Annotated in this window: 16 protein-coding genes; 13 read left to right on the forward strand and 3 right to left on the reverse strand. The window is 45.7% G+C overall.

Annotated elements, in window-relative coordinates:
- Both IQ217_RS14705 and IQ217_RS14710 read right to left on the reverse strand, forming a co-directional pair.
- Positions 1 to 3,184, reverse strand: a 3,184-nt coding sequence (locus IQ217_RS14705; RefSeq protein WP_194020524.1) for a helicase-related protein, incomplete at its 3' end; no start/stop codon positions are given.
- Positions 3,185 to 3,190: 6 nt separating this feature from the next.
- On the reverse strand, positions 3,191 to 6,478 hold the full coding sequence (locus IQ217_RS14710) for a hypothetical protein (RefSeq protein ID WP_194020525.1): 3,288 nt from the start codon (positions 6,476 to 6,478) through the stop codon (positions 3,191 to 3,193).
- A 276-nt stretch (positions 6,479 to 6,754) separates the two neighbouring features.
- Here IQ217_RS14710 and IQ217_RS14715 point away from each other — a divergent pair, with 276 nt between their 5' ends.
- The 11 genes from IQ217_RS14715 (at position 6,755) to IQ217_RS14765 (ending at position 21,478) form a co-directional block, all read left to right on the forward strand.
- The gene (locus tag IQ217_RS14715; RefSeq protein ID WP_194020526.1) at positions 6,755 to 9,802 is read left to right on the forward strand and encodes an ATP-binding protein; all 3,048 of its coding nucleotides are present in this window, start codon (positions 6,755 to 6,757) and stop codon (positions 9,800 to 9,802) included.
- Positions 9,803 to 10,306, forward strand: a complete 504-nt coding sequence (locus IQ217_RS14720) for a DUF7680 family protein (protein ID WP_228024323.1) — start codon at positions 9,803 to 9,805, stop codon at positions 10,304 to 10,306.
- A gap of 45 nt (positions 10,307 to 10,351) precedes the next feature.
- Positions 10,352 to 10,606, forward strand: coding sequence for a toxin HicA (locus IQ217_RS14725; RefSeq protein WP_194020527.1), 255 nt, complete (start codon positions 10,352 to 10,354; stop codon positions 10,604 to 10,606).
- Positions 10,599 to 10,925: a type II toxin-antitoxin system HicB family antitoxin gene (locus IQ217_RS14730; RefSeq protein ID WP_194020528.1), complete on the forward strand. Its 327-nt coding sequence runs from the start codon at positions 10,599 to 10,601 to the stop codon at positions 10,923 to 10,925. Before IQ217_RS14725 ends, IQ217_RS14730 begins: the two co-directional genes overlap by 8 nt.
- 77 nt (positions 10,926 to 11,002) lie before the next feature.
- A complete protein-coding gene (locus tag IQ217_RS14735; protein ID WP_194020529.1) occupies positions 11,003 to 11,293 on the forward strand; it encodes a hypothetical protein in 291 nt (96 codons plus the stop codon).
- Positions 11,290 to 11,580: a hypothetical protein gene (locus IQ217_RS14740; RefSeq protein WP_194020530.1), complete on the forward strand. Its 291-nt coding sequence runs from the start codon at positions 11,290 to 11,292 to the stop codon at positions 11,578 to 11,580. The genes IQ217_RS14735 and IQ217_RS14740 overlap by 4 nt, the downstream gene beginning before the upstream one ends.
- A gap of 263 nt (positions 11,581 to 11,843) precedes the next feature.
- Entirely contained in the window at positions 11,844 to 13,160 is a 1,317-nt protein-coding gene (locus tag IQ217_RS14745) for a hypothetical protein (protein WP_194020531.1), read from the forward strand.
- Positions 13,161 to 13,204: 44 nt separating this feature from the next.
- Positions 13,205 to 16,138, forward strand: a complete 2,934-nt coding sequence (locus IQ217_RS14750; protein ID WP_194020532.1) for a DUF1156 domain-containing protein — start codon at positions 13,205 to 13,207, stop codon at positions 16,136 to 16,138.
- The gene (locus IQ217_RS14755) at positions 16,135 to 16,770 is read left to right on the forward strand and encodes a Uma2 family endonuclease (RefSeq protein WP_194020533.1); all 636 of its coding nucleotides are present in this window, start codon (positions 16,135 to 16,137) and stop codon (positions 16,768 to 16,770) included. The genes IQ217_RS14750 and IQ217_RS14755 overlap by 4 nt, the downstream gene beginning before the upstream one ends.
- A 189-nt stretch (positions 16,771 to 16,959) precedes the next feature.
- Complete coding sequence (locus IQ217_RS14760) at positions 16,960 to 18,156, forward strand: hypothetical protein (protein ID WP_228024162.1); 1,197 nt, start codon at positions 16,960 to 16,962, stop codon at positions 18,154 to 18,156.
- 109 nt (positions 18,157 to 18,265) lie between these two features.
- The gene (locus IQ217_RS14765) at positions 18,266 to 21,478 is read left to right on the forward strand and encodes an SNF2-related protein (RefSeq protein WP_194020535.1); all 3,213 of its coding nucleotides are present in this window, start codon (positions 18,266 to 18,268) and stop codon (positions 21,476 to 21,478) included.
- Positions 21,479 to 21,480: 2 nt separating this feature from the next.
- On the opposite strand, the gene IQ217_RS14770 is transcribed toward IQ217_RS14765, so the two are convergent.
- A complete protein-coding gene (locus IQ217_RS14770; protein ID WP_194020536.1) occupies positions 21,481 to 21,930 on the reverse strand; it encodes a tellurite resistance TerB family protein in 450 nt (149 codons plus the stop codon).
- Positions 21,931 to 22,137: 207 nt separating this feature from the next.
- Here IQ217_RS14770 and IQ217_RS14775 point away from each other — a divergent pair, with 207 nt between their 5' ends.
- Positions 22,138 to 22,488: a fertility inhibition FinO-like protein gene (locus IQ217_RS14775; RefSeq protein WP_228024161.1), complete on the forward strand. Its 351-nt coding sequence runs from the start codon at positions 22,138 to 22,140 to the stop codon at positions 22,486 to 22,488.
- A gap of 171 nt (positions 22,489 to 22,659) precedes the next feature.
- Entirely contained in the window at positions 22,660 to 22,860 is a 201-nt protein-coding gene (locus IQ217_RS14780) for a hypothetical protein (RefSeq protein WP_194020537.1), read from the forward strand.
- Positions 22,861 to 22,964: the final 104 nt, after the last annotated feature.

Here is a 22,964-nt window from a genome sequence, read left to right on the forward strand (position 1 = left end):
TTTCAACGGTGGGATCACCGACAAAAATATGGGCTTCATAGATGAATTGACTAACATCATCGGCCATCAAATGTAGTAATTCTTCTGAGTTAACACGACCCACGGGGACAAAGGCCAGGCGTTTTTTATCTAGCCCCGCATCCCCGGTAATCCGAGTATGAATCGTTGACCGCAACATCACTAACAGGGTGAACAAATCATTGGTTTGGCGTAACCAGTGCCGGGTCAAAGCTTCTTGTTCTGAGGACGAAGCATCGGACGGTGTAAAGAAAAAATCTTGCATCAACATCACTAACCGTCGCTCCCGGCGATCGCCATTAATCCATTTACCCGTTAGCGGATCGGAGTAAAATCCCCGGCCTCGGTAAATCAGTTGGGCAATTTCCATCAGAGACGACTCCACCTGGAAGCGGGGCACTAGGGCAATAATGCAATCTGCTTTTGGAAAAGAAACCCCCCGTGAGCCAGAAGAGGTAACTAGAAAGACCTTCACCTGTTCCTGCTTAGGAGATTGGACTAATTTCAGCCGTTGTTTTTCCGATACGTTTTGATCCAAAATTTCGATTTCCCCAGGGGTCAAAACAGGGGATAAATTTTTATGGCAAAAGTGCTTTAGATCCCGCAAAAAACGCTTATCTTGGGCGAAAAAAATCACCTGCTCTGCTCCACTGTCAAGAGCCCGTTGAATTTCTCCATAGGCATTAACCAGCAACTCTTCCCCGGTTTGTTGTTTGATCAATTGATGGCGACGGATCAGACCATCATCCGCATTGGGATTTAATGCAATAATCGATAGCCGTAACCGATAATCAATGGTTAAAGCGGTGGCAGGAAAACTATTGGTCATGACATGGAGAGTCGGTTTCCGTTTGCCATTGCCCACTTTTAATAGGGTTCCCGTCACCTGAAAGGGAGAAATATGATCCGTTTTATCGCCCGGGGCAGAAGTATTAAGGCCATGACTCGGACTAATCAGCACTTTATCTGGCACTGAATCCCCGCCATTAAGATACCGATCTAAAACCACTTCGTTTGCCAAAGACGCATCGGCCAGAATTAAGATCACCCGAAACGCTGGGGCATCATCGGTGAAAGGATCAATAAATTCCTGCTTGAGCCAGTCCGCCAATTTATGGCAAAACAAAGACCCTGCGCCATCCCCCGCAATTTCATCCACCATCGCCACGACGGTGGGAATTTTTTCGGCAAAGAGCCGTCTTTCTTGTTTTCCCAACGCACTATTAAACGTGTTCTGAAACACGAGACTTAAGCCATCGATCGTCGTTCTATTGATTAATTCTCGGTAGCTTTGAGTGGCCGCAGTGAGCACTAACCGATTGATGCCCGGATTAACGGCAAGTAAATTTTTTGTGGCGGTGGCGATCGTTCGTAATACTCCCGGTGTCAGCCGATTGGTCATCCGATCCGTGCGTTCATTCAGGTTTTGTTTACGCCGTCGAGAAGGGGTGATTTCAGTTTCGATCGCCTGCTCTTGCTGTGGCGTGACATAAAGAATACTGTCCTGGGGCAGGGTCAAAGGACGATGACCGTCAACCACCACCGCGCTCTCTTTTTTAAGCGTTGGATCTGTCTGTGGCTGTTGTCGATACCATTCAGGGGCCGCATTAATCAATTTTGCGTTACTGGTAATCGTTAAAATACCGGGGGACTGGCTGGGTAAATCTGCGGGCGAGGAGGGGACAGAAAATTTGCTGGTAACTTCTCGATTAATCACCACCCGAGGACTGACATAAAAAAAGAGAAAGCCCTGGGTTTGTTGGCGCAAAAATTCAATAACCGCCGTTGTTTTGCCAATGCCAGGATTGCCTTCTAATGCAATGACCCGCATTTCACCGACCGGAGCCTGGTTTAATCCCGCAATAATCGCCGCTGCATGGGCATTGCGTAGGGCAATATGATCCCTTTCTTTTGCTTTGGCTTGCATTTCTGTCTGAATAACGGCGATGGGATTTTGCCCAAAAAATTGTTCTAATTCCGGCGTTACCGTGACATTGTTTAAAGCGAAAGCGATCGCCATTTCCTGCATCGGTTGATAAAAATCTGTCACAACCTCTGCGATATCGACCTGAAAATCTTCTCCTAATGGTGCCTGCTCTAATAAGGATTTTACCTGGTGTTTAAAAGCCTTCGGTAAGGATTTAAGAATGGTCTTAAACACCCCTCGAATCTCTTGGGTTAAGCCGTCGGTATGGCTGTCGGGGATTTTATCTCGCTGTCGATAGACCTCTCCTAAGGTTTCCATTAATTTCACCCGGGGATCGCGGTCTAGGGTTGGGTGCGGTTCAAACGTTGCCCCGATGCTCTCTAGCCCCTGATTGGTGACGGCGATCGCCATACCCTGACAACCCTTCGCCAGATAACCCTGATTGCGTAAAAGTTTGGCAAAGGCCGTTACATAGGCCGCTCCCTGGCAGAGTTTATAAAAGGGCTTATCCCGACTAATCAACCCATTCAAAAAACTAGCCAAACGGGGAGGAATATCCACTGCTTCTCCCTCCACCTCTGCACAAACCCGTGCAAACACTCCCCGTGATTCCATCACATTGGCATAGCGCAATACCTCTAAACGATGGGCTTCCTCCCCACGGTAATCATTAAGTAAATTCGGGGGGACACTATAGGACAATTCCAAACACAGGATTTGATCCTCTTTATTACGCCGTAATGGCGTTAACCACAATAAAAAATCCGCCCGCGCCGGTTGCCCCACGGCCACTAACTCAGGATCAGGGCGATGGTTTGGATAGAGTTGGGGGAAACTTTGTTGAAAATTGGCTATGGTTTCTGCCCGTTCTAATTCCCCCTCCAGATCCACATTAGGCAACACTAACGGACACCAAAATCCAGCCAATTGATAACGCTCGACTTTTATTGGTTTCAACCACTCCCGTACCGTTGTCCACCCCAAGCCATACCCCATCACTAATAGATGATCGACTCCTGATTTAGCCCAAATCTGGGCTTCTGGATCGGTGATATTTAGCTGACGAATTAACGCCTGGGTTAGTTGAGAAACTTTAATCCTTTGCCAGGGTTGTAAATGGGGATGGGAAGCACTCAATAGCCCCCGATGCAGTAAATAGGCGATCGCCCCCCGCTGTACCGCCACTTCAAAAACCCGGCCCCAATAGGAGGCTTGTTGTTTAAACAAAAGAGAATTCATGGTTTTTTAACGATGCAACACAGACGATAAATGACTCAAAATTGCTGGATAGCTCAACAGAGTATTTCCTCGACGGCGACTGCTCAAAATTTCCACATCCCCTGCCGCTTCTTTGGTGGTCGGGGTAATCCAGCCATAGGGATTAAGGATTGGCAAAATTCCCCTGTTATCTAGTTTTTCTGCCTCAAGAAAATGCACCCCCCGTAACACACTAATTAATCCTGGCTGTAACAAAGAACTACCATCAGCATTGAGCAAATGTTGTCGGGCCCGTTCTGTCCAGGCTCGATTACTAACCCGCTCCTCAGAAAGTAAAAAGTAGGTACAAAAGCCAGATTGAGGACGTTGATCATACATTTTGCCGACCACCGCTAAAGTGGCAAACGTATAGGCAGGAATTAAGTCTCGTACCGTTTTTCGTTCTAGTGAGGACATTGATCCCCTCGGTGATCGCCAAAGGTCTCCATGGTGTTCCGCACGATTGATTTCAAAGCCCGCTTCGTTCGGTGGACGTTGATATAAACGGGTGGCGGGAAATTCATCTTTAACGAGGGGATAAAGGGTCAGTTCAGGAAAGGTTTGAAAAACATCTTCTAAAAAGTTAGGTTGAATTAAGAAATTTGTTTGGGGAGCAGTACGATTCAGTTTACGCCCGCCGTAGCTGTGGGCAATCAGCAAAATATGTTCACATCCCTGCTGTTGTAGTTGATAAATGGCTTCTTTGATGAGGCGGGGTTGGCGATTTTGATCTCCTAAATTCAAAATATCGACATCGGTACGAAACGCTTGAATTTGATAACCTGAAAATGGTTCGGCGATCGCCGTTGCAAGATAACTTTTGCTAACTAAAAGATGATAGTTTAAACCCTGTTCCCGCTGGGGATAGTCATCACAGGGACGGGTGGCATAGGTAATCATGCCAATTTTGGCGAGATGGGGCGGGGTGGGGGTACTCAGTTGTAAAGGAAACGCACTCAACAGGGCGCGGAAACTTCCTTGTTGGATGTAACTGCTACCGCTCTTTTTCAGATTTTCCAAAACAAAGCCCTGCATCCGTAGGGAAATATCTTGATTTAAAACCGTTTCCAGACTTTGAGCCGCGGCATAAACATAGGTCTCGCCACTGGTAAAATCCCGGCTATCATCGGCTTTGTTTTGAATCCTGACCATTAGCGCTGTAAACATTTCAGGAGTTAAGCTTTTCAGGCGTTGAATAATGCGCCAAAGGGTGACATAGACCAAGACTTCAAAGGCTACGATCCCAGCGGCGTGGTATTGCGCTCTCGTTTCATAGTCATCAGAGGAAAGATTGCTTTGTTTGCCTTTGACACTCCTCTCTAGGGTTCTGGCTTCATATTCCACCTGAATAGCGGCCTCTAAAGCCCAAATTTTGGCATCTTTGGCGATCGCCGTTGGTTGATAATTCCAGGTTTTCTGGCCTTCCTTCGTTTGACTTTCAACCGTTTCATGGGGAACCCACAAAATTTGTAAAAGTTTGGGCGAAAACACCCGCTTAGCTTGCAAGGTAACCGACGGTGTATTTTGAAAAACCAGATTATGCCCTGATAGATAAGTTTTCACTTCCACGGAAAATAAATTCAAGGTTTGGGGGCGATCGCCAATGGTCAAATGTTTAAACCATTCCACCTGTTCCGCCCCGCCACTGCCACGCAATAAACCGCTGGTTTGTTCCGATTCCAAACGATCCCAATTGATGATACTGCGCTGTACCTCAATAAATTGCCGACTACTCCGCTGTTTAATTTTCTCCAACAAGCCATTATCCTGAGTCCGCACTAACGTCATTAACGCCGTAGCTAAGCCCATCACCAGATTTTTCTTGTCCCGCAGTCCTGCAATCAGAACCTCAATTTTGCCCTGAATTCCCAGTCCATCAGGGGCAGATAACCAAGCCAATCGGTCCCGAAATTGCTTCAGCCAAGCTTGTCCGTCAAAGTCCTCTAGGGGATTATCCTCTGTGGGAAAAGCACTGGGAATGACACTATCTAAAAATAAAAGTTGCGCTAAATTACGATTAATTTGATGGGTTTTAACCCCTTGGGATTGACTCGAATCAAGGGCATCCATGAGGGTCTGACGAATACGGTCTAAACGACTTTCATAGGCAGTTTTCCCGGTGTCAGGATTTTTACCATTGACGCGGAAACGATAGGTAACTTCCCGTTGCACCACCTCCCCCGTCTCCATCATGGTTTTTTCTTCAAAAATTTGTGCCTTCGCTTCTGGCCAGACAGCAAGACATCCAAAAAAGAGGGCTTGGTTGAGATATTCATTCAATGTAAATTGGCAACCCGTCCCAAAATAACCACTCAGATCAACCGCCAAGCTTTCCGTCTGACCCAGGGCTACTACTCCCAAAACCCGATCCACATAATCCACCAATCCCCCCCGATTGCCATAGGGACGTTGACGGGAGATCGCCGCAATTTCCGCCATAATGCCAAAGGTAATGTTGAGGCGAACCCGGGCCAACGCTTCATTTTCTAAAAAATTGATAAAACGTCTAATCTGACTATCATTCCCTTCCCGTTCCTTTTGTAAACTATCCAACGCAGCCTCAATATCATCCTCGTCTTTTTCCTCCTGTTCCAAATAAGTGGCGATCGCCCCCATCAATTTTTGAAAATAATCCTGAGCATCCACCTGTTCTAAAGCAGAAATCACTTTGGCTACGGGTTTTTCCGAGGAAGAAGACTGATCGGATTGAGGCTGGAACACTACAGATCGGATCGTTGCCCCCTGGGGTTCATCTTTGCCCGGTAATTTGGCCCCAAGGCGATCGCCTAATGTTGTTAACTGTGTTTCAGTATCCGTTAGTAAAAGTGACAGTAGAGTGGCATCGGTTAGCCCACTAACCTCAATCGCCTGATCAATTTCTGCCGAAAGACGATCCAGCAATTTAGGTAAACGCTTCTGATTATCCGCCGCTAACCGTCCCCCTAACCGGGCAATTTCACCTAGTCTAGGAGGAGTGAAGTCCTGAACAAATCCGGTTTTTTGTTCTTGTGAATTAACCTTAAATACATTACGAAATTTTGCCGAAGAAAAAAGACGACGCAATACCCCCGAGGTACAAATTCTTAAGCGTTTTCGATTAGAATCGAATTTAATAAACTGTCGCTGTTGAGGATTTTTATTGTCTGATGTCAGAACTAAGTTATTATTTTCAATATTACTGACAACAGCAGTTAAAACTTCAATAAGCGTGGCTAAATCAATAGCAGGCTGACGACTGAATACCTGCAGCCGCGCCCCAGAGGGGGGAATATCCATGATAGGGGTCTCCTTAATAATTCAGTAATTAAACTGCTTCACCTATTCCGCTTGACCCGGCGGAAAGATGGACTCTCTCTTCCTTATAGCACCTTGTAGCATAGGATTGCCTAAAAAATTAAGTATTAGGGGCTTGAAGTGCGGTAAAACAAATATTGTCAAGGTCTCTATTCAGCTCACCTTTCGTAAGCAGACTCCACGGCAGACAGGGTTAGCTTCGAGCAATGTTAAACCGAGTTACCATTCAATAAATTCCTCTGTTTCTATATCCCCGCAATGAAACACCTATTTGAAATCTGTCAGCCCCGTTCCGACATCTTGCAGGGAACTGTCCAGGAGTCCGATTTTGCGGCGGACTTGGCTCAGGTGATCAATGGTAGCGCCCCTAGGGAATATCGTGTTGCTAAAGAATTTTTTCATAATACTCATCCCACCAAAGGGCTACAGACCCTATTAAAGACGGTTTGCCAACGGCTTACAGGGCAAGGAGGGACGGCGGTTTTGCGTCTTGATACCCAATATGGAGGGGGAAAAACCCATAGTCTGATTGCTTTAACTCACGCCGCATCGGGAATGCCAGGAGTGGAAAAGGTTGAAGAGTTTATTGACCCATCGCTTATTCCCCAAGAAAAAGTTTGTGTTGCCGCTTTTGATGGCGAAAATGCAGATCCAACGAATGGTCGCTTATTGGGGGATGGGGTGCGGGCATATACGCCTTGGGGAGAAATTGCCTATGGATTGGCCGGGCCGGCGGGTTATGAAATTGTACGCCAGAGTGATATTGAACGGGTGGCTCCGGGGGCAGATACGATCCGGGAGTTGTTTGCCGATCGCCCGGCGTTGATTCTATTGGATGAGTTATCAATTTATTTACGGAAAATCAAGGGCAGAAAGGAACAAGAACAGTTAACTCCATTCTTGACGGGATTGTTTAAAGCAGTTAGTTCATCTCCAAAGGCTTGTGTGGTCTTTACCCTGGCGATTGGTAAGGAAGGGAGGGCCAAAGATGCCTACGCCCAGGAAAATGAGTTTGTGGCGGAGAAACTGGAGGAAGCGATTAAGGTGGCAGGCCGGGTAGCAACTTTGTTGAACCCAACCACGGAACAAGAAACCGTCCAGGTACTGCGCCGCCGCCTGTTTAGCCATATTGATGATCAAGCTGCTCAAGAGGTGATTTCAGCCTATCAACAGCTATGGATTAATCACCGGCAAGATTTACCTGCGGAGGCATTGAATAGTGATCAAATTGATCAGTTCCGGCTGGGATTTCCCTTCCATCCAGCGCTAATGTCCCTGCTGACCGATAAACTTTCCACCCTCAGCACTTTTCAACGGGTACGGGGAATGTTGCGACTGTTGACTCGGACGATCGCCGATTTATGGGTGACTCGGCCAGCCAACACCCATGCGTTGCATCTGCATCATATCAATCCAGGCTATACCCCCATTCGGGATGAAATTAATGCCAAGTTGGAGATGGGACGATTTGATCCGGTGATTGAAAATGATGTGTCCTCAGCCCAAGGAACATCCCTAGCCCAACAGTTAGATGCCCGCTGGTATGGTGGCTTGGCTCCCTATGGCTCCTTTGTGGCCAGAAATATTCTTTGGCATACCTTTGCCTTTAATGAAGCACTCCAGGGCATTGATGAAACCAATCTTCGTTACAGTATTTTGTCCCCAGGTTTGGAAGTCAGCTTTATCCAGGATGCCCGACAAAGATTTATCCACGATTCTGCCTATTTGGACGATCGCCCGGCTGCCCCCCTACGATTTCTATCCGAGGTCAACCTAACCCAGTTAATCCGTCGTCAAACGGAAATGGTTGATCTGAATGAAGCCAGGGTTCAACTTCAGGATCGGATCGAACAGATTTTCAAGGGTCGCTACTTCAACCTAATTCTTTTTCCCCAGGGCCCCTATGAAGTACCGGATGATGCAGGCAATGGCAAGCCCTTGTTGGTTTTATTGAGTTACGACGCGATCGCCGTTCCTTTTGATATAACTCAAGTGCCTGAGCTGGTGGAGCGAATTTATTCTTGCCAAGGGTCTAACGAGGATTTCCGGCACCTGAAAAATAATCTAGTCTTCTTGGTGGCCGATGAATCTAAGCGGGGAGACATGAAGGAAAAGGTTAAATATCGGTTGGCTTTGGAAGCAATGAGAACACCAGATAGACTCAAGCAATTACCTGAACATCAACAGGATAAAGTCAAAGAATTACATCAACGCTCTGAGCAAGAAATTGCTGTATTGATCCAGCAATGCTATCGTCATTTGTTCTATCCCAGTCCCAGCAAATTAGAGGGAGCGAATGTTAATCTCGCCCATGCCACCATTGACTTACCTGCCACTTCCCAAAAGCCAGGGGATGGACAGCAACAGGTGGTACAAACCTTAATTAATAATCGGCGATTAATCTTGGCCGATGGTGACCCCCCTAACCCTCCAGCGGTGAGGGATGCCACGACTTTAAGAAAGGGACAAATTAGCACGGCGGAGTTGCGCTCAGAGTTCCGCAAAAATATTCGCCTGTCGATCATGATTGGTGATGATCCTTTCACCAAAATGATCCGGGATGGTATCCACCGCGATTTGTTCGTCTATAAATACCAGGATTTGTTGTGGGGCCCTGGTGATCCTTTTGCTGAGATCAAAATTGATGAGCAAGCCTTTGTCTATACGTTGAATTACGCTACCGAAATTGGTATTTGGCCCCGTCAACCTAAACCTGTTGCGCCGCCGGTTACGTCTGATCCAACGCCATCGGGTGGAGCTTATTATCCAACGGGGACAACATCTGGTTCTGGCCCCACCGTAACTGAATTTCGCTCTGCCACCGATGAGTTTGTTATCCAGCCAAGTATTACTGAGGTGAAACCCCAAGGTTTTAGGCATGAAGCACCCCTAAAGCAAGCTCTAACCCAAATCTGGGAAGATGCCCGCAGTTTCCATGTCCAAAAAATCATTAGGATGACATTGCGGGTCTTTGAGTCGGGAGACGCTTTTAAACTCATGGGGGCGATCGCCAGTCGGGTTAATAACGCAACTATCATGGTCAAGCTGGAGGGGAGTTATGAAACCAGTAACGGCAGTGGCCTTGAAATTGAATTCAATGGGGCGATCGCCGATGTGGGGCCAATTAAAGATTTTCTGTCTGCTCAATTCCGGGCGGCGGCGGAAACTTCCTTGAATACGACTTTCGAGATCGATTATGCTCAAGGCTTGTCTTTAACTGGGGATGACCCCGAAAAGTTAACGGAGCAGTTATGTCGTTTTGCCACGGGGACTGCCCTGGTGGAAGCCTATGCCGAGGGGAAGTAAATGGATAGCATTGCCGTACCTTTCGCCTCTCGACAGGCGGATCAGTTGGATCGTCTTCTGAATACAACCCAGCCCCGCTATCAACTCCGAGCAAAGCAATTGTCATCGGTAGATCGCCTGTTGGAAATTTGGCAAATGCCCTGTAGTGCCACACCTCACTTAAAGCAACCGAAACGAGTGGCGGGCTTGAAGGGGCGGAATCTATCGTTGATTGAACCCCGACTAATCCGGCAGTTAAAGGTGCTGGAAATTGATCTGGCGGGCATAAAATCCACGCAGGAAAAGCAATTTGAGTTGGATGAGGTATCAGCGCTTCGGCTGGGCCTAATGTTTCGGGTGCTGGCCCCTATGCGGAATCGGGACAATATGCGGCTCTGTGGGTCAGGGATTGAGGAAATGGGCAAGGAAGAAGCGTCCTATTGGTTAGGGATGGCCATGCACCGCAAAAATCCCCGGCGGGTGTTGATGGCCCTACGCTGTCTGCTGACTGACCCCCATCGTTAAACCTTATTCGTTGACCAGTGCCAATAGTGACACTAAAATGGGGCTATGACTTCCGTTGCCAAGCTTGTTGCCCAATTTAAAAATCAGCCGAATGATGTACGGTTTACGGACTTAGTTAAAGTTTGTAACCACTATTTTGGTGAGCCAAGGCAACAAGGAACCAGTCATTGCATTTATAAAACTCCCTGGCAAGGGGATCCTCGAATCAATATTCAAGATAAAAAAGGTAAAGCCAAGCCCTATCAAGTTAAACAGGTATTAGCGGCCATTGAAAAGCTGGAGGACTTCAAAAATGGTTAATGCAGATCACTATATTTACAAGGTAATTTGGTCATCTGAAGATCAGGAATTTGTTGGCCTCTGTGCTGAATTTCCGAGTCTATCTTTTCTCCATGAAGATCGCCACCAAGCTCTTGAAGGAATAACCAGTTTAGTTAAAGAGGTAATAGTCGATATGGAACAAAATGGTGAAATAGTTCCAGAACCTATTACAGATCGCCAATATAGCGGCAGGTTTCAAGTCAGAATTAATCCGGATCTCCATCGTCGTTTAGCTATGGAAGCGGCAGAGGAAAAGGTTAGTTTGAACCGTTATATCAGTTATAAGTTAGGGGTTTGAGCATTAATCAATAATTTAGGTTAGACTACCGAAGTGGGTATTACCCCATTACCCCATTATCACGAAGGGCAACAATTATGCCAAATAAAGAATTTCAAGTGGTCAAGGAAATTGTTCAGCCGGACAGTCGTGGCCGCATTTCTTTGGGAACCGAGGTGAAATCAAAGACTTATCGAGTTTTGGCTAATGATCTGGGGGAAATTTTACTGGAGCCGGTGGTAGCAGTTCCAGAGCGGGAGGCATGGTTATTTAAGAACCCTGGGGCCTTGTCGGCAGTAAAGCATGGGTTACAGGAGTCAGCAGATGGATTGGGTACGTCCCTTGGTTCTTTTGCGGAGTATGCAGATCTATCTCGTGAGGATGAATGAATTTTCAATTGCGATTCGTTCCTAGTGCTGTAACAGCTATGGAGGCTCTTCAAGGGGAAAATCCCTCTAAGTATCGCAAGGTTTTGAAAACATTAGGGTTAATGGAGACTAACCTTCGACACCCTAGCCTCAATACTCATAAATACACTGCTATCCAAGGTTGTAATGGAGAAGAGGTCTTTGAATCCTATGTAGAAAATAAAACACCTGGCGCTTTTCGTGTGTTTTGGCATTATGGGCCAAATCGGCAAGAAATTACAATTGTAGCCATTACTCCCCATCCCTAACTATTTATTATGATTCAACAGTTAACTGCTATTTTTTTTGCGAGGTGTTCTGTCCAGAAACGCCCCTTAATTTGTTACCCAATATGCGTTACCGGGTAACTATTGAGGATGAAACTCAAGAGAACAACTCTAATGTTTGGGACTTCTTTAATTCCGTTGCTGGGTCGATTGATGTACCGGCAGATTGGTGTAATCGGGGTCAACTATGACATGAACTACTTTTCACCTGCAACATAACTTTTAAAGATTAAGGAGAAACTAAAATGAGTAATTCTTTCAACCTATTTAAAAATAACAGCAACGAAATTTTTATCAAGTTAGATAATATTCTATTTATTCCTTTTGGAGTTGATTACATTCGCGAAGATATTATTCCTGTGCAAATGGAAACCTCCTATTCGGATGGTGTTGTCTTTAAATATAATGTTCCCTGTGCTACTATTAATACTTCTAAAAATGAGCCTATAAAGGTTAAAGATATTATCAAACTTTTACCTGGAGTTGATATATTGCCAATATCTGATGAAAGATTTAAACTGAAAAACCCCCAGAATGAAATTCAAGAAAATGGTCGGGTTGCCAAAAAGTATCTTGATTATTTGGTAGATATTTACACAGAAAATACAGGAGAGTATAAAGGCGGAAAGATTAGGTATCAAAGTGAATACAAGGTCTCGGAAGAAGCGTTTATAGACATTTACTTTGAACTATGTTGTCAGCAATTAAAAGATGCTGAACAGGAGTTTTGGACAAAAGGAATCAGAAAAAAGGCTGAGGAAAAATTTGAACAATCTCAACGAGAAGGGTGGCAGACTCCATTTAGCAACTCTGTAGAAGACTGGGAAGATGAGTTAAAGCACGGATATCTTGGGCATCATCATGCGGGGCTAGGCTATCCTTTTAACGATGGCAGGGTATTATTTGAGATTTTATTACCGCTTCATTCTGCTCGTATGTCCTTTTTGACGGCTGATCTGGGCAATGCAATACGTCAATATAGACCGACTCAATCTCCATTTGATTGGACTATTTATGATGGATTCTTAGAAGACGAAGAGCTTGTGCCAAAATGGTCTTCTAGCGGAACAAAATATCAGTCAAATAAGAACCTAGTCTCATTTTACGAACTTGATTTTTTATTTTGGGATGGCCAAGAATTTATTAGCATAGAGCTTGATGGCAATAGCAAAAAATTGTCAGATTATAGTGCCAAAAAAGAAAATCTCGAAAAATGCAACAACTTAACTTTAAGAAATCTAGCCAATAGAGATCTGGAATGGCTAATAAATCACTTTAGTTCTGAGTCTTCTCCTGATTTAGAATATCGGACTGAAACACTATCGGCATTGTTTTCTGAACCTGTTTTGAAATTTTGGGAGACAGTTGAAGAAGAATCACCCATTACAAAACTCTTCAATAAACAAGAGTGGGACAAAAATCACCACATGTATGATACAGATGATTACAAATATTCATTCTCAGCTAGAAAAAAAAGATTAGATGAAGAAATTTATCCTCAACTTCCTTGGCACTTACGTTATCCCGATGGATATGTTTACTTTGATGATCCGACGGAATAATTCCTGAAATCACACTAACAATAGAGGACTAACGAGGCAAAACGATGACCAGACGACTGATTGAAGAATGGCTTCCTGTGGCGGAGATTGGGATTGAAAGTTTGCGGGAACGAACCCCGATGACTCCTTTCCCTGCCCCGAATCGCCTTCATGTCTGGTGGGCCCGTCGTCCCTTGGTAGCTTCCCGTGCGGCGGTGTTGGCATCGTTGTTACCTGCGGATGCGGATCATAAACGATTTCTTCATGTGCTGGGGATTCATGGCGATCCAGTTGAGGCAAAAAAAAGAATTGCTAAGGCAACTCGTGAAGGGGTTCGACTAGGTTCAGCAGCCTATGGTTATGAACGGGCTTTTAAGTATATTCCTAATGAAAAAGATCGAGAGTGGTTAGATTATGAAACTAAGCGAATTGGACTAGGATCGGCCACTGTCCTAGACCCTACTGCGGGCGGTGGTAGTATTCCATTTGAATCCGTAAGACTAGGTTTTAATACCATCGCTAATGATCTTAATCCCGTCGCTGCATTAATTGAAAAGGCAACTATTGAATTTCCCTTGAAATATGGAGCAGAGCTATTAGAAGAATACAATCAAATTAGCTCGGAATTCGTGAAGAGAGTCAGGGAAAAATTAGCCGGAACTTTTCCAGAAGAATCTAAAGAAAATACCATTCCAGATGGTTATCTTTACGCTCGAACGATCGCCTGTCCATATTGCGATCGCCAAGTGCCGTTATCCCCGAATTGGAAACTATCCCCGTCAGGTATTGGTGTTAAGCTTAAACCCGATCTAGAGAAAGGTATTTGCAACTTTGAGATCGTCCACAAGGTCAAAGATCAATCCCCCGGCACGGTCAGCGGCGGTGATGCTCAATGCCCCTATCCTGACTGCGAAAGGGTGATCAATGGCGATGACATCAAAGCCCAAGCTCAAGCGGGACAAATGGGCGACAAGCTCTTTGCAGTGGTCTATAAAGAACGGGTTTTAACGACGACCAAGACAGGGAAAACACGGGAGAAATGGGAGCGAGGTTATCGTGCGCCCGTGGCAGAGGATGACAATATCGAAGAGATAAAAGAAAAGCTGGCTGACAAGTTAATTGACTGGGAATCTTTAGATTTAGTCCCAAGTGAATTATTGCCGATGAATACGGAATCGTGGACACATGGCAATACTCCTGCTCAGTATGATGCTAAAAATTTTCTAGACTTATTCAATCCCCGGCAATTATTTTGTCATGGTACAAGTATCGAAATCTTTCGAGAAATGATAGATAAGAGAGAACATGAAGGCACATTTAATGAGATTACAAAAGCTGCATTCATCTACCTTAGTTTCGCTCTGGATAAGTTAAGAGACTATAACTCTCGTATGACCCGATGGCATAATAAACGAGAAGTAATGGTCAACACTTTTGATCGCCACGATTTTGCATACAAAGCCTCTTACGCAGAGATGGCTCCTCTGATTGTTGGTCTAGGCTACGATTGGGCACTCGAACAAACAGGAAAATGCCTAAAAGAACTTTTACAACTCACTCGCCCAGACCTCAACCTAAGCCAAGTCAAAGGCAAAGGTAATCAGCAAGAACTATTCCCAAAAAATCAGAATTTAACGATAGATATTATCAATGAATCCGGCGATAACCTCTACCACTTGGACAATGAAAGTATAGATGCTGTCGTCTTTGATCCGCCCTACTACGACAACGTTATGTATGCCGAATGTAGCGATTTCTTCTATGTCTGGCTCAAGCGGACAGCCGGTTATCTTTACCCCGAACTCTTCACTCGACAACTCACCGACAAAGAAAACGAAGCTGTTGCCAACCCCGCCAAGTTCCAAGGGGAAAAAGGGGCGAAAAATTTAGCTTATTTGGACTATCGGGAACGGATGGCAGCCATCTTTGCCGAATGTAAACGAGTGCTGAAGCCCGACGGCATATTGACCCTCATGTTTACCCACAAAGCCCAGGGTGCTTGGGATGCCCTCGCCAGTGGCTTGCTCGATGCCGGATTTGTGATCACCGCGTCCTGGCCCATCAACACCGAAGCCGAAGGCAGTTTGCATATTAAAGACAAAGCCGCCGCCAAAAGTACCATTTTCCTTGTCTGTCGTCCCCAGGGAGCCAAGCCCGAAGAAACCCTTTATTGGGAAGACCTCGAACCCGTCATCACCCAGACAGTCCGTAAACGAGTCGGCGAATTCCAAGGCTATGGCATCAAAGGCGTCGATCTTTACCTTTCCTGTTTTGGCCCCGCTCTCCAAGTCCTCTCCGAACACTGGCCCCTCGCCCGCAGTACCCCCAAAGCCCGTCCCAAGCTCAAGGGTCGCACCAAGCAAGCCGAACTCTTTGACGATTTTGATCCCTACGCTGTTAACCCCGAAGATGCCTTGGAAGCTGCCCGTGCCGAAGTGAAACGCTGGCGTATGGAAACTCTGCTGGGCACCACCCGCAAAACTAACCTAGACCCCCTCACCGAATGGTTTGTCCTCGCCTGGGATGCCTTTGAAGCCCCGCAGTTCCCCTACGATGAAGCCCTACGCCTGGCTAGGGTAGTCGGCCTCGATCTCGATAAAGATGTAGTCAAAAAGATTGCCGAAAAAAAAGGCTCCAACCTCATCCTCTGGGACAGTAACCAACGCGCCCTGAAAAATAGCCTCGGTTCCCCCGACGGCTCCAACTCCATGCTCGACGCCATCCACCATGCCGCCTACCGTGCCCGCACAAATGGGTTAGAAGCCGCCCGCACCCTACTGGAAAATAACGCCTTGGTTGAAGAACCCGACTTCCAAAATGCCCTGGCCGCCGTGTTGGAAGTATTACCCGTTTCCAGCACCTTCACTGGCTTCGATGACGAAAAAGGCGAAGTAGCCGAGGCCGCCCAGGACTTTGATGTGTTGGAAAACCTCCGCCGCCTACTATTCAGTGAAACCGTCCCCCGACCCAAACAGCTAGAAATTTGGTCAGAGCAATGATTACCTCCACCCCCGCTCGTATCACCGAAAACCGCACCCTTTTAACGGGGATTCGCTGGCAAACCTATCAGGATTTGCTCCTGGATCTCGCGGAAAATCCCAGTAAACGTCTGACTTATGATCAAGGTCTTTTAGAAATCATGACGCCCCTACCCGAACACGAAGCCAGTAAACGCCTGTTGGGTCGGCTAGTGGAGTCCACCACCGAAGAATTGGGCCTAGAGATTTATAGCCTTGGCTCCACCACCTGGCGACGGGAAGACCTGCAAAAAGGACTAGAACCCGACGAATGTTATTACATCACCCAAGAAGCCCAAGTCCGGGGCAAAACTACCTTTGATCTAAATACAGATCCGGCTCCAGACTTAGCCATTGAAATTGACCTGACCAGCAGTTCCCTCAATCGCTTGAGTATCTATGCCGCCCTGGGAGTCCGAGAAATCTGGCGATATGACGGCCAAGACCTGAAAATATACATCTTGGTTGAAGGAGAATATCAACAACAAGAACAATCCAGCGTCTTACCTATCCTAAGTCGCTCCGATGTATTGGTCTTCCTAAACAAGAGAAGTACCCTAGGGGAAAACGCTTTGATTCGGGAATTTCGCCAATGGCTACACCAGCAAGATTGATACTGACCACCAAGTCTCATAGCAGTTTCTACAGAAGTAAGTACTATTTACAACACTCAAACGACTATGTATCAAGGGTTTTACTGTGTCTTATTAGATTGAAAACTGCTATAATACGACTTAAGATTCTCTCAAATGGACTCAAGAGGAACAAAAATGTATCCCTTCAGTAACATTGATACCTTTACCGTGTTTCAAAATGTTGTCGAAAAAGTGGTACAAGAAATCAAGAATCTTAATAATGAATATATACTTAAAGCATCTCAAACCGAATTAGAAGATTTTTATATTGACAAGGTAAGTATTGAACCGATTTCTTTGCTTATAGACGAACTTTATATTGAAGAACAAACTTCGGTTCAAATAGACGTAAGTAATGATTCTCGAAGATTTATTATTCCTGGACGGACAGCTTTAGTGCCGGGGACTCGTTTAGATGTGGCAGTTCCCTATGAAGGAGATCCAGAACTATGGAAAATTAAACCATCCTGTTACACTCTCAGCAGCTATCCAGAAATTTTAGTTCGGAAAAATGAGATTGTCCTTAGTATTTCTTTTACTGATGATTTAGTGAACTCGTTAGACTTGAAATCTAAGATTAATCGTGATATTGAGTTGTTAGCTAATACAATACAAAATCTAAGATCAGATGTTGAAAACCATAATAGAGGTGCTCCCGATAGAGTTAAAGAAGCACTTCAGCTTAAACGACACCAGGCTGAAACTGCGGTGGGCGCTGTTGCAGCCCTAGAGATACCCATAAAACGAAGGAACAAACCTTTAACTTTTACTGTCCCAACATCACGTCGAAAATCTCCAAAAAGTAGACCAAAAGTTAATACTGAAGTATATAAACTAGAACCTACTTTAGATGAAGCAGAATATCAGCATATTCTTGAGGTCATGAGGGGAATGTCACTAGTTATTGAAAGAAGTCCATCTTCTTTTTCTACTCTAGATGAAGAAGCAATTCGCACACACTTTCTCCTTCAGCTCAATGGTCACTATGAAGGTAATGCATCAGGTGAAACTTTTAATGCATCAGGTAAAACAGACATTTTAATTAGAGTTGAAAATAGAAATATTTTTATTGCTGAGTGTAAATTTTGGTGTGGCGCAAAAGCATTTAATAATGCTGTCAATCAGTTGTTAGGTTACTTGTCGTGGAGAGATACAAAGTGTGCCTTACTCATCTTCAATAGAACTAAAGATTCATCAGGTGTTAAACAAAAAATGCATGACGCCATGGAAGGACGCTCAGAGTATAGAAAAACTGTTTTATATGATCCACATAAAGATTCTAGATATATTTTTGTTAAAGAATCTGATCCAGGTCGCGAGATTATAATAACAACACAGCTTTATGACATCCCCACTTTATCTTGATTAAAAGCATAGCTAACTGTTCATTGGAGCAGATAGACGAGAGACCTGGGTGAGAGGCTTACTTTAAATACTGCCGCTCAATTCAAGGCCGTTGGGCTCTTCTAAAAGCATGGATCAAACAAACGTTTTTAGCCTGAAAGATCGCCAATGGCAACCCCGCTACGACTCCGACGTAGATAATTTGGTCAAAGACTTTTACGAACCCGCCCTCGAATGTGCCATCCGCTATGACAGGGTTTCAGGCTATTTTTCCCCAGCCATCTTGACCCTTGTGAGCCGAGGCATCGAAGGGCTAATCCGTAACCAAGGCAAAATGCGCCTCATTGTGGGCTGCACCCTCGATGAACCCGAAGTGGAGGCGATCGCCACCGGAGAAAAACTCAAGCAGATCCTGGCAACCAAACTGGCAACCCCCCTGGCACCCCAGACTCCCCACGAAGCCAATGCTCTGGAATTACTATCCTGGCTCATCGCCCATGACTACCTGGAAATCAAGCTAGCTGTCCCCTGCACTCCCGATTATCGCCCCCTCGCCAACCAGTCCATCTTCCATCCCAAAGCGGGCATCATCGAAGACTCCAACGACGATCGCCTAGCCTTCAACGGCAGTAATAATGAGACTGTGCAAGGGTGGACAGGCAACTGGGAAAGTTTTCACGTCTTTACCGACTGGCAAGGCTCCTCCGTTCATGTGGACAGCGAAGAAAAAACCTTTGCAGAATTATGGGCCGGACGGGCACGACGCTGCTTAGTTGTGGACATTCCCACCGCCGTCCAAGAAAACCTACTTCGCTTTTTGCCCCCTAATGGTCAACTCCCCCAACGACTGGTTTTTGACGATCAGCTTATTTCACCCTTTCAAGATGCCAAGGGAGACGGCCAGCTCCTTACCGTTCCTAGGCCAGATTCACCCCCGCAAGCCGAAGAAGTTTACGACCCCCAAGCCCTTTTCAAACAGGTGTGGGCCACCATTAAATACGGCCCCGCAGTACCCGGTAACGGCGATCGCATTGGGGAAGTTACTTCCGCCATCAAGCCCTATCCCCATCAAATTAAAGCCTTCCAGCGGCTTTACAATAATTGGCCCCCGAAATTATTAATCGCCGATGAAGTTGGACTAGGGAAAACCATTCAAGCCGGATTACTGATCCGACAAGCCTGGCTTGCAGGCAAGGCCAAACGGATTTTAATCATGGCTCCCAAAGCTGTGCTCAAGCAGTGGCAGTTAGAGCTACGGGAAAAATTTAACCTTAATATTCCCATCTATGACGGTAAGACCTTAACCTGGTGCGAGTCCCCTGCCATGGCGGCCTTAGACAAACCCATTCAAAAACCTGTTTCCCGTCGGGATTGGCATCAAGAACCCTTGGTAATTACTTCTAGTCACCTGATGCGCCGTGGCGATCGCCGGTTGGAATTGTCCCAAGATGCCGAACCATTCGACCTAATTATTTTGGATGAAGCCCACCACGCTCGCCGTCGGGGGGTCAGTGGCAGTCAACCAAAAGGGGCAAACAAATTGCTCAATCTTATGCAGGAACTGAAGGGGAAAACCCAAGGTTTAGTGCTCCTTACCGCAACCCCCATGCAGGTTAGCCCCATTGAAGTGTGGGACTTATTGAACCTATTGGGACTGCCCCCGGAGTGGGATCTACAGAGCTTCCAGCGATTTTTTGACTACGCCGCCCACGACAACCCCTCCCATACCCAATTCGAGTACATGGCCCGACTCTTCCGGGCAGTGGAACAACATTTCGGGCCCACTCCCCTAGAAGACTTCCAAAAATACTTCCCCCAGGCCAGTAACTTAGCCCTTAAAAAAGTAGTTCGTGCCCTGTTGGATGAGGCCCAAGCTCCCCGCAAAGCTCTGAGTACAGACCGGCGCAAAATGGCGATCGCCATCATGAAACGCAATACCCCTATCCAAAGACTCATCTCCCGCCATACCCGTACCCTCCTCAGAAAATATTACGAAGCCGGAAAGATCAGTAGTCGCATTGCCCAACGGTATGTCAAAGATGAATTTGTCACCCTCAGTCCAGCGGAACGGGAATTATACGAGGCGATCGAAAACTATATTTCCACCACCTACAACAATGCCTCCCAGTCCGAGCAAAATGCAGTGGGCTTTGTGATGACAATTTATCGCCGCCGTCTTGCCAGTAGCTTTGCCGCCCTTGCCCGTACCATCGAGCAACGTTTGGACAAACTAAATAATAAACATTCCAGTCAACTTGAACTGAACTTGGAAGACCTAGACGACGATGAAGTTTCAGAAGAGCCCATCGATGAAGACGAAGCTCAACAGCTAGAGCAAGAGGCCCTTAAAAATGAAGAATGCTACGATTTAGAATCCCTGCTGCAACAGATTAAGCAATTACCCACCGACACCAAAGCCCAAGAGTTGAGACGATATATCCAACAATTGCATGGGATAGGCTACCCCCAGATCATCATTTTTACTCAATACACAGATACGATGGACTTCTTGCGGCAGTCCTTAACTGAAGCCGATCCAGCTAGCCGCATCATTTGCTTTTCCGGCCGAGGGGGCGAACGACGTAATGGCGATCGCTGGGAATCCATTTCCCGAGAAGAGACTAAACGCATTTTCAGGGCTGGGCAAGCCGAAATATTACTTTGTACCGATGCTGCCGCCGAGGGGCTGAATTTTCAATTCTGTGGCGCATTAATCAACTACGACATGCCCTGGAATCCGATGCGGGTTGAACAACGAATCGGACGCATTGACCGCTTGGGACAGATTTTTGCCGACCAAGGTATAACCATTGTCAATCTCCATTATGCTGACACTGTTGAAACTGATGTCTACATTGCCTTGAGAGATCGGATCGATCTATTTACCCAGTATGTAGGGAGATTACAACCGATTCTTTCTACCCTATCCCAACGTATTACTTCAATTGTTCTTTCTTCAAAAGATGATCGAGAAAACAATAAAAACGAAATTTTGGAACAACTTGAAGTGGAAACTAATCAACAAGATATATTCGATATTGATCAAGTTACTGAAGCAGATCTAGAAGAAGAATTATTACCTACTCCCTTATACGATCTCGATGACCTTGATCACTTATTAAATAAGGTAGATCTCCTACCTCCAGGCATTGAAGTCCAGGTAATGCAGGCCAAAGAATACCGCTATTCCCAAGCAGGGATGAAGTACGGACTAAGGGTTACAACTGATCCTGAATATTACGACCTACACTCCAGCAGTATCGAACTTTGGTCACCCGGGAATATCTTATTCCCGATAGTTGAAGTTCCAGAAGGAAGCAAGCCGAAACAACTAAAGCTATGAAATTAACCCCTATTTTTAATCATCATAACATCAATAATTTTAATAGCAGTTGCCTCTGAAATTCCCAATGCAGTGTACAAAGAGTTCAGTAGATTTTCCTCTTCCCGCGTGACCTCTCCATCAGCTAGCACCAAGTCGGTAGCAACAGCAAAGACTGTTTCACCTAATTCATGGGGCAAAGAGGCGATCGCTGTTTGAAGTAGACTTCCAAATCCTTCTCTCTGTGCTGTTCCCAATAACTTATCAAACATCCGGCGTAAAACATCGGCAGAATAACTACGAAACATGTGCATTCGTGTCAGTGAAGATATCAAAGTGGAGACTTCTTCATCTGAAAAATATCCATCAACTCCAACAGACACCAAAGTAATAGCAGCAAAAGCTTCTGCAGGACTCATAACCGACTGACTTTGAGTACGCAGACCAGAAAGACGATTCCCAAACAGACCCATAGCCCTACCTCCGTATCAACAATTTTAGTCGTAAAAAAGTATTGCTGAGATTATACGATTTTCAATAAAGGTGCTTTTATTTTGTCACAAAACTTAACTAGCAGTTGACCGATTGGCCACGCTTCCACAGTGACCCCATTACTAAACAGAATGCAAATTGAAATACCTCCTGTGGAGAAAATACGGGAAAAATCCCCTTTTTGAACCATGACAACCCCTGGCAAGCTAAAGATCACCATAAAGATCAACGAGTTTGCCGATGACGTGCAGGTCAACGAAAACAACTGGAAGTCATTCGTAATTGACTGTGACGGCACCCAGGTTAGTATTACGGTAAAACCCAAGGTATTTAAGAAAGTCGAACAGGCCAAAGAAAACTACCCCATGTGGGTGGGGGCGTGCAGCTTCACTGTCCCCGGAGGGAACGTCGATCCATGGGGGAAGCCACCGAGAAGGGATTTATCCTCGATCAACCCAACATCCAGGTATTTGAGCGCAAGCCAAAAGAGCCGAAACCCAGTGCTGAAGAGCCTTCATGAGTCCAATATTGGAGATTGAAATCTCTTTTTGGAAACTTTTATGGAAACTTGACATTTTCTCGTGTTAGTGTACTTAAGAGCTATTCAAACAGAGAAAATAGATGAAGACTTTCCAAGGTTGGTTTTTATTTATCCCATGGTCAATGGAAAACTAACAGACCTGACAATCTAAAATTATTGGAGAAATTTCATGGAAACACGGCGCTATCTCGCGCCGATCGCCACACAAACACCTAAAACCAAGAAAACCCCTCTCGCTTTGGACGGCATTGAAGGGGTTTCCAAGGATATTAAGGCTAACCAATCAGGCGATCGGTATTTAAAAGAAGGGATTGTCAAAACCCACTCAAGACACGTTCCGCAAAAAATTTGGGAAGGAGGTGTCTTTTGATTACCACCATCTTATCAATTTTCACGACATTTTCAAGAGTCCCGGCGATAGTTTCATGGAAATTAAGTAACCGGAACGCCCACGGTGTAGGAACTAGACGGATT

Source organism: Synechocystis salina LEGE 00031 (assembly GCF_015207985.1).
GTDB lineage: Bacteria > Cyanobacteriota > Cyanobacteriia > Cyanobacteriales > Microcystaceae > Synechocystis > Synechocystis salina.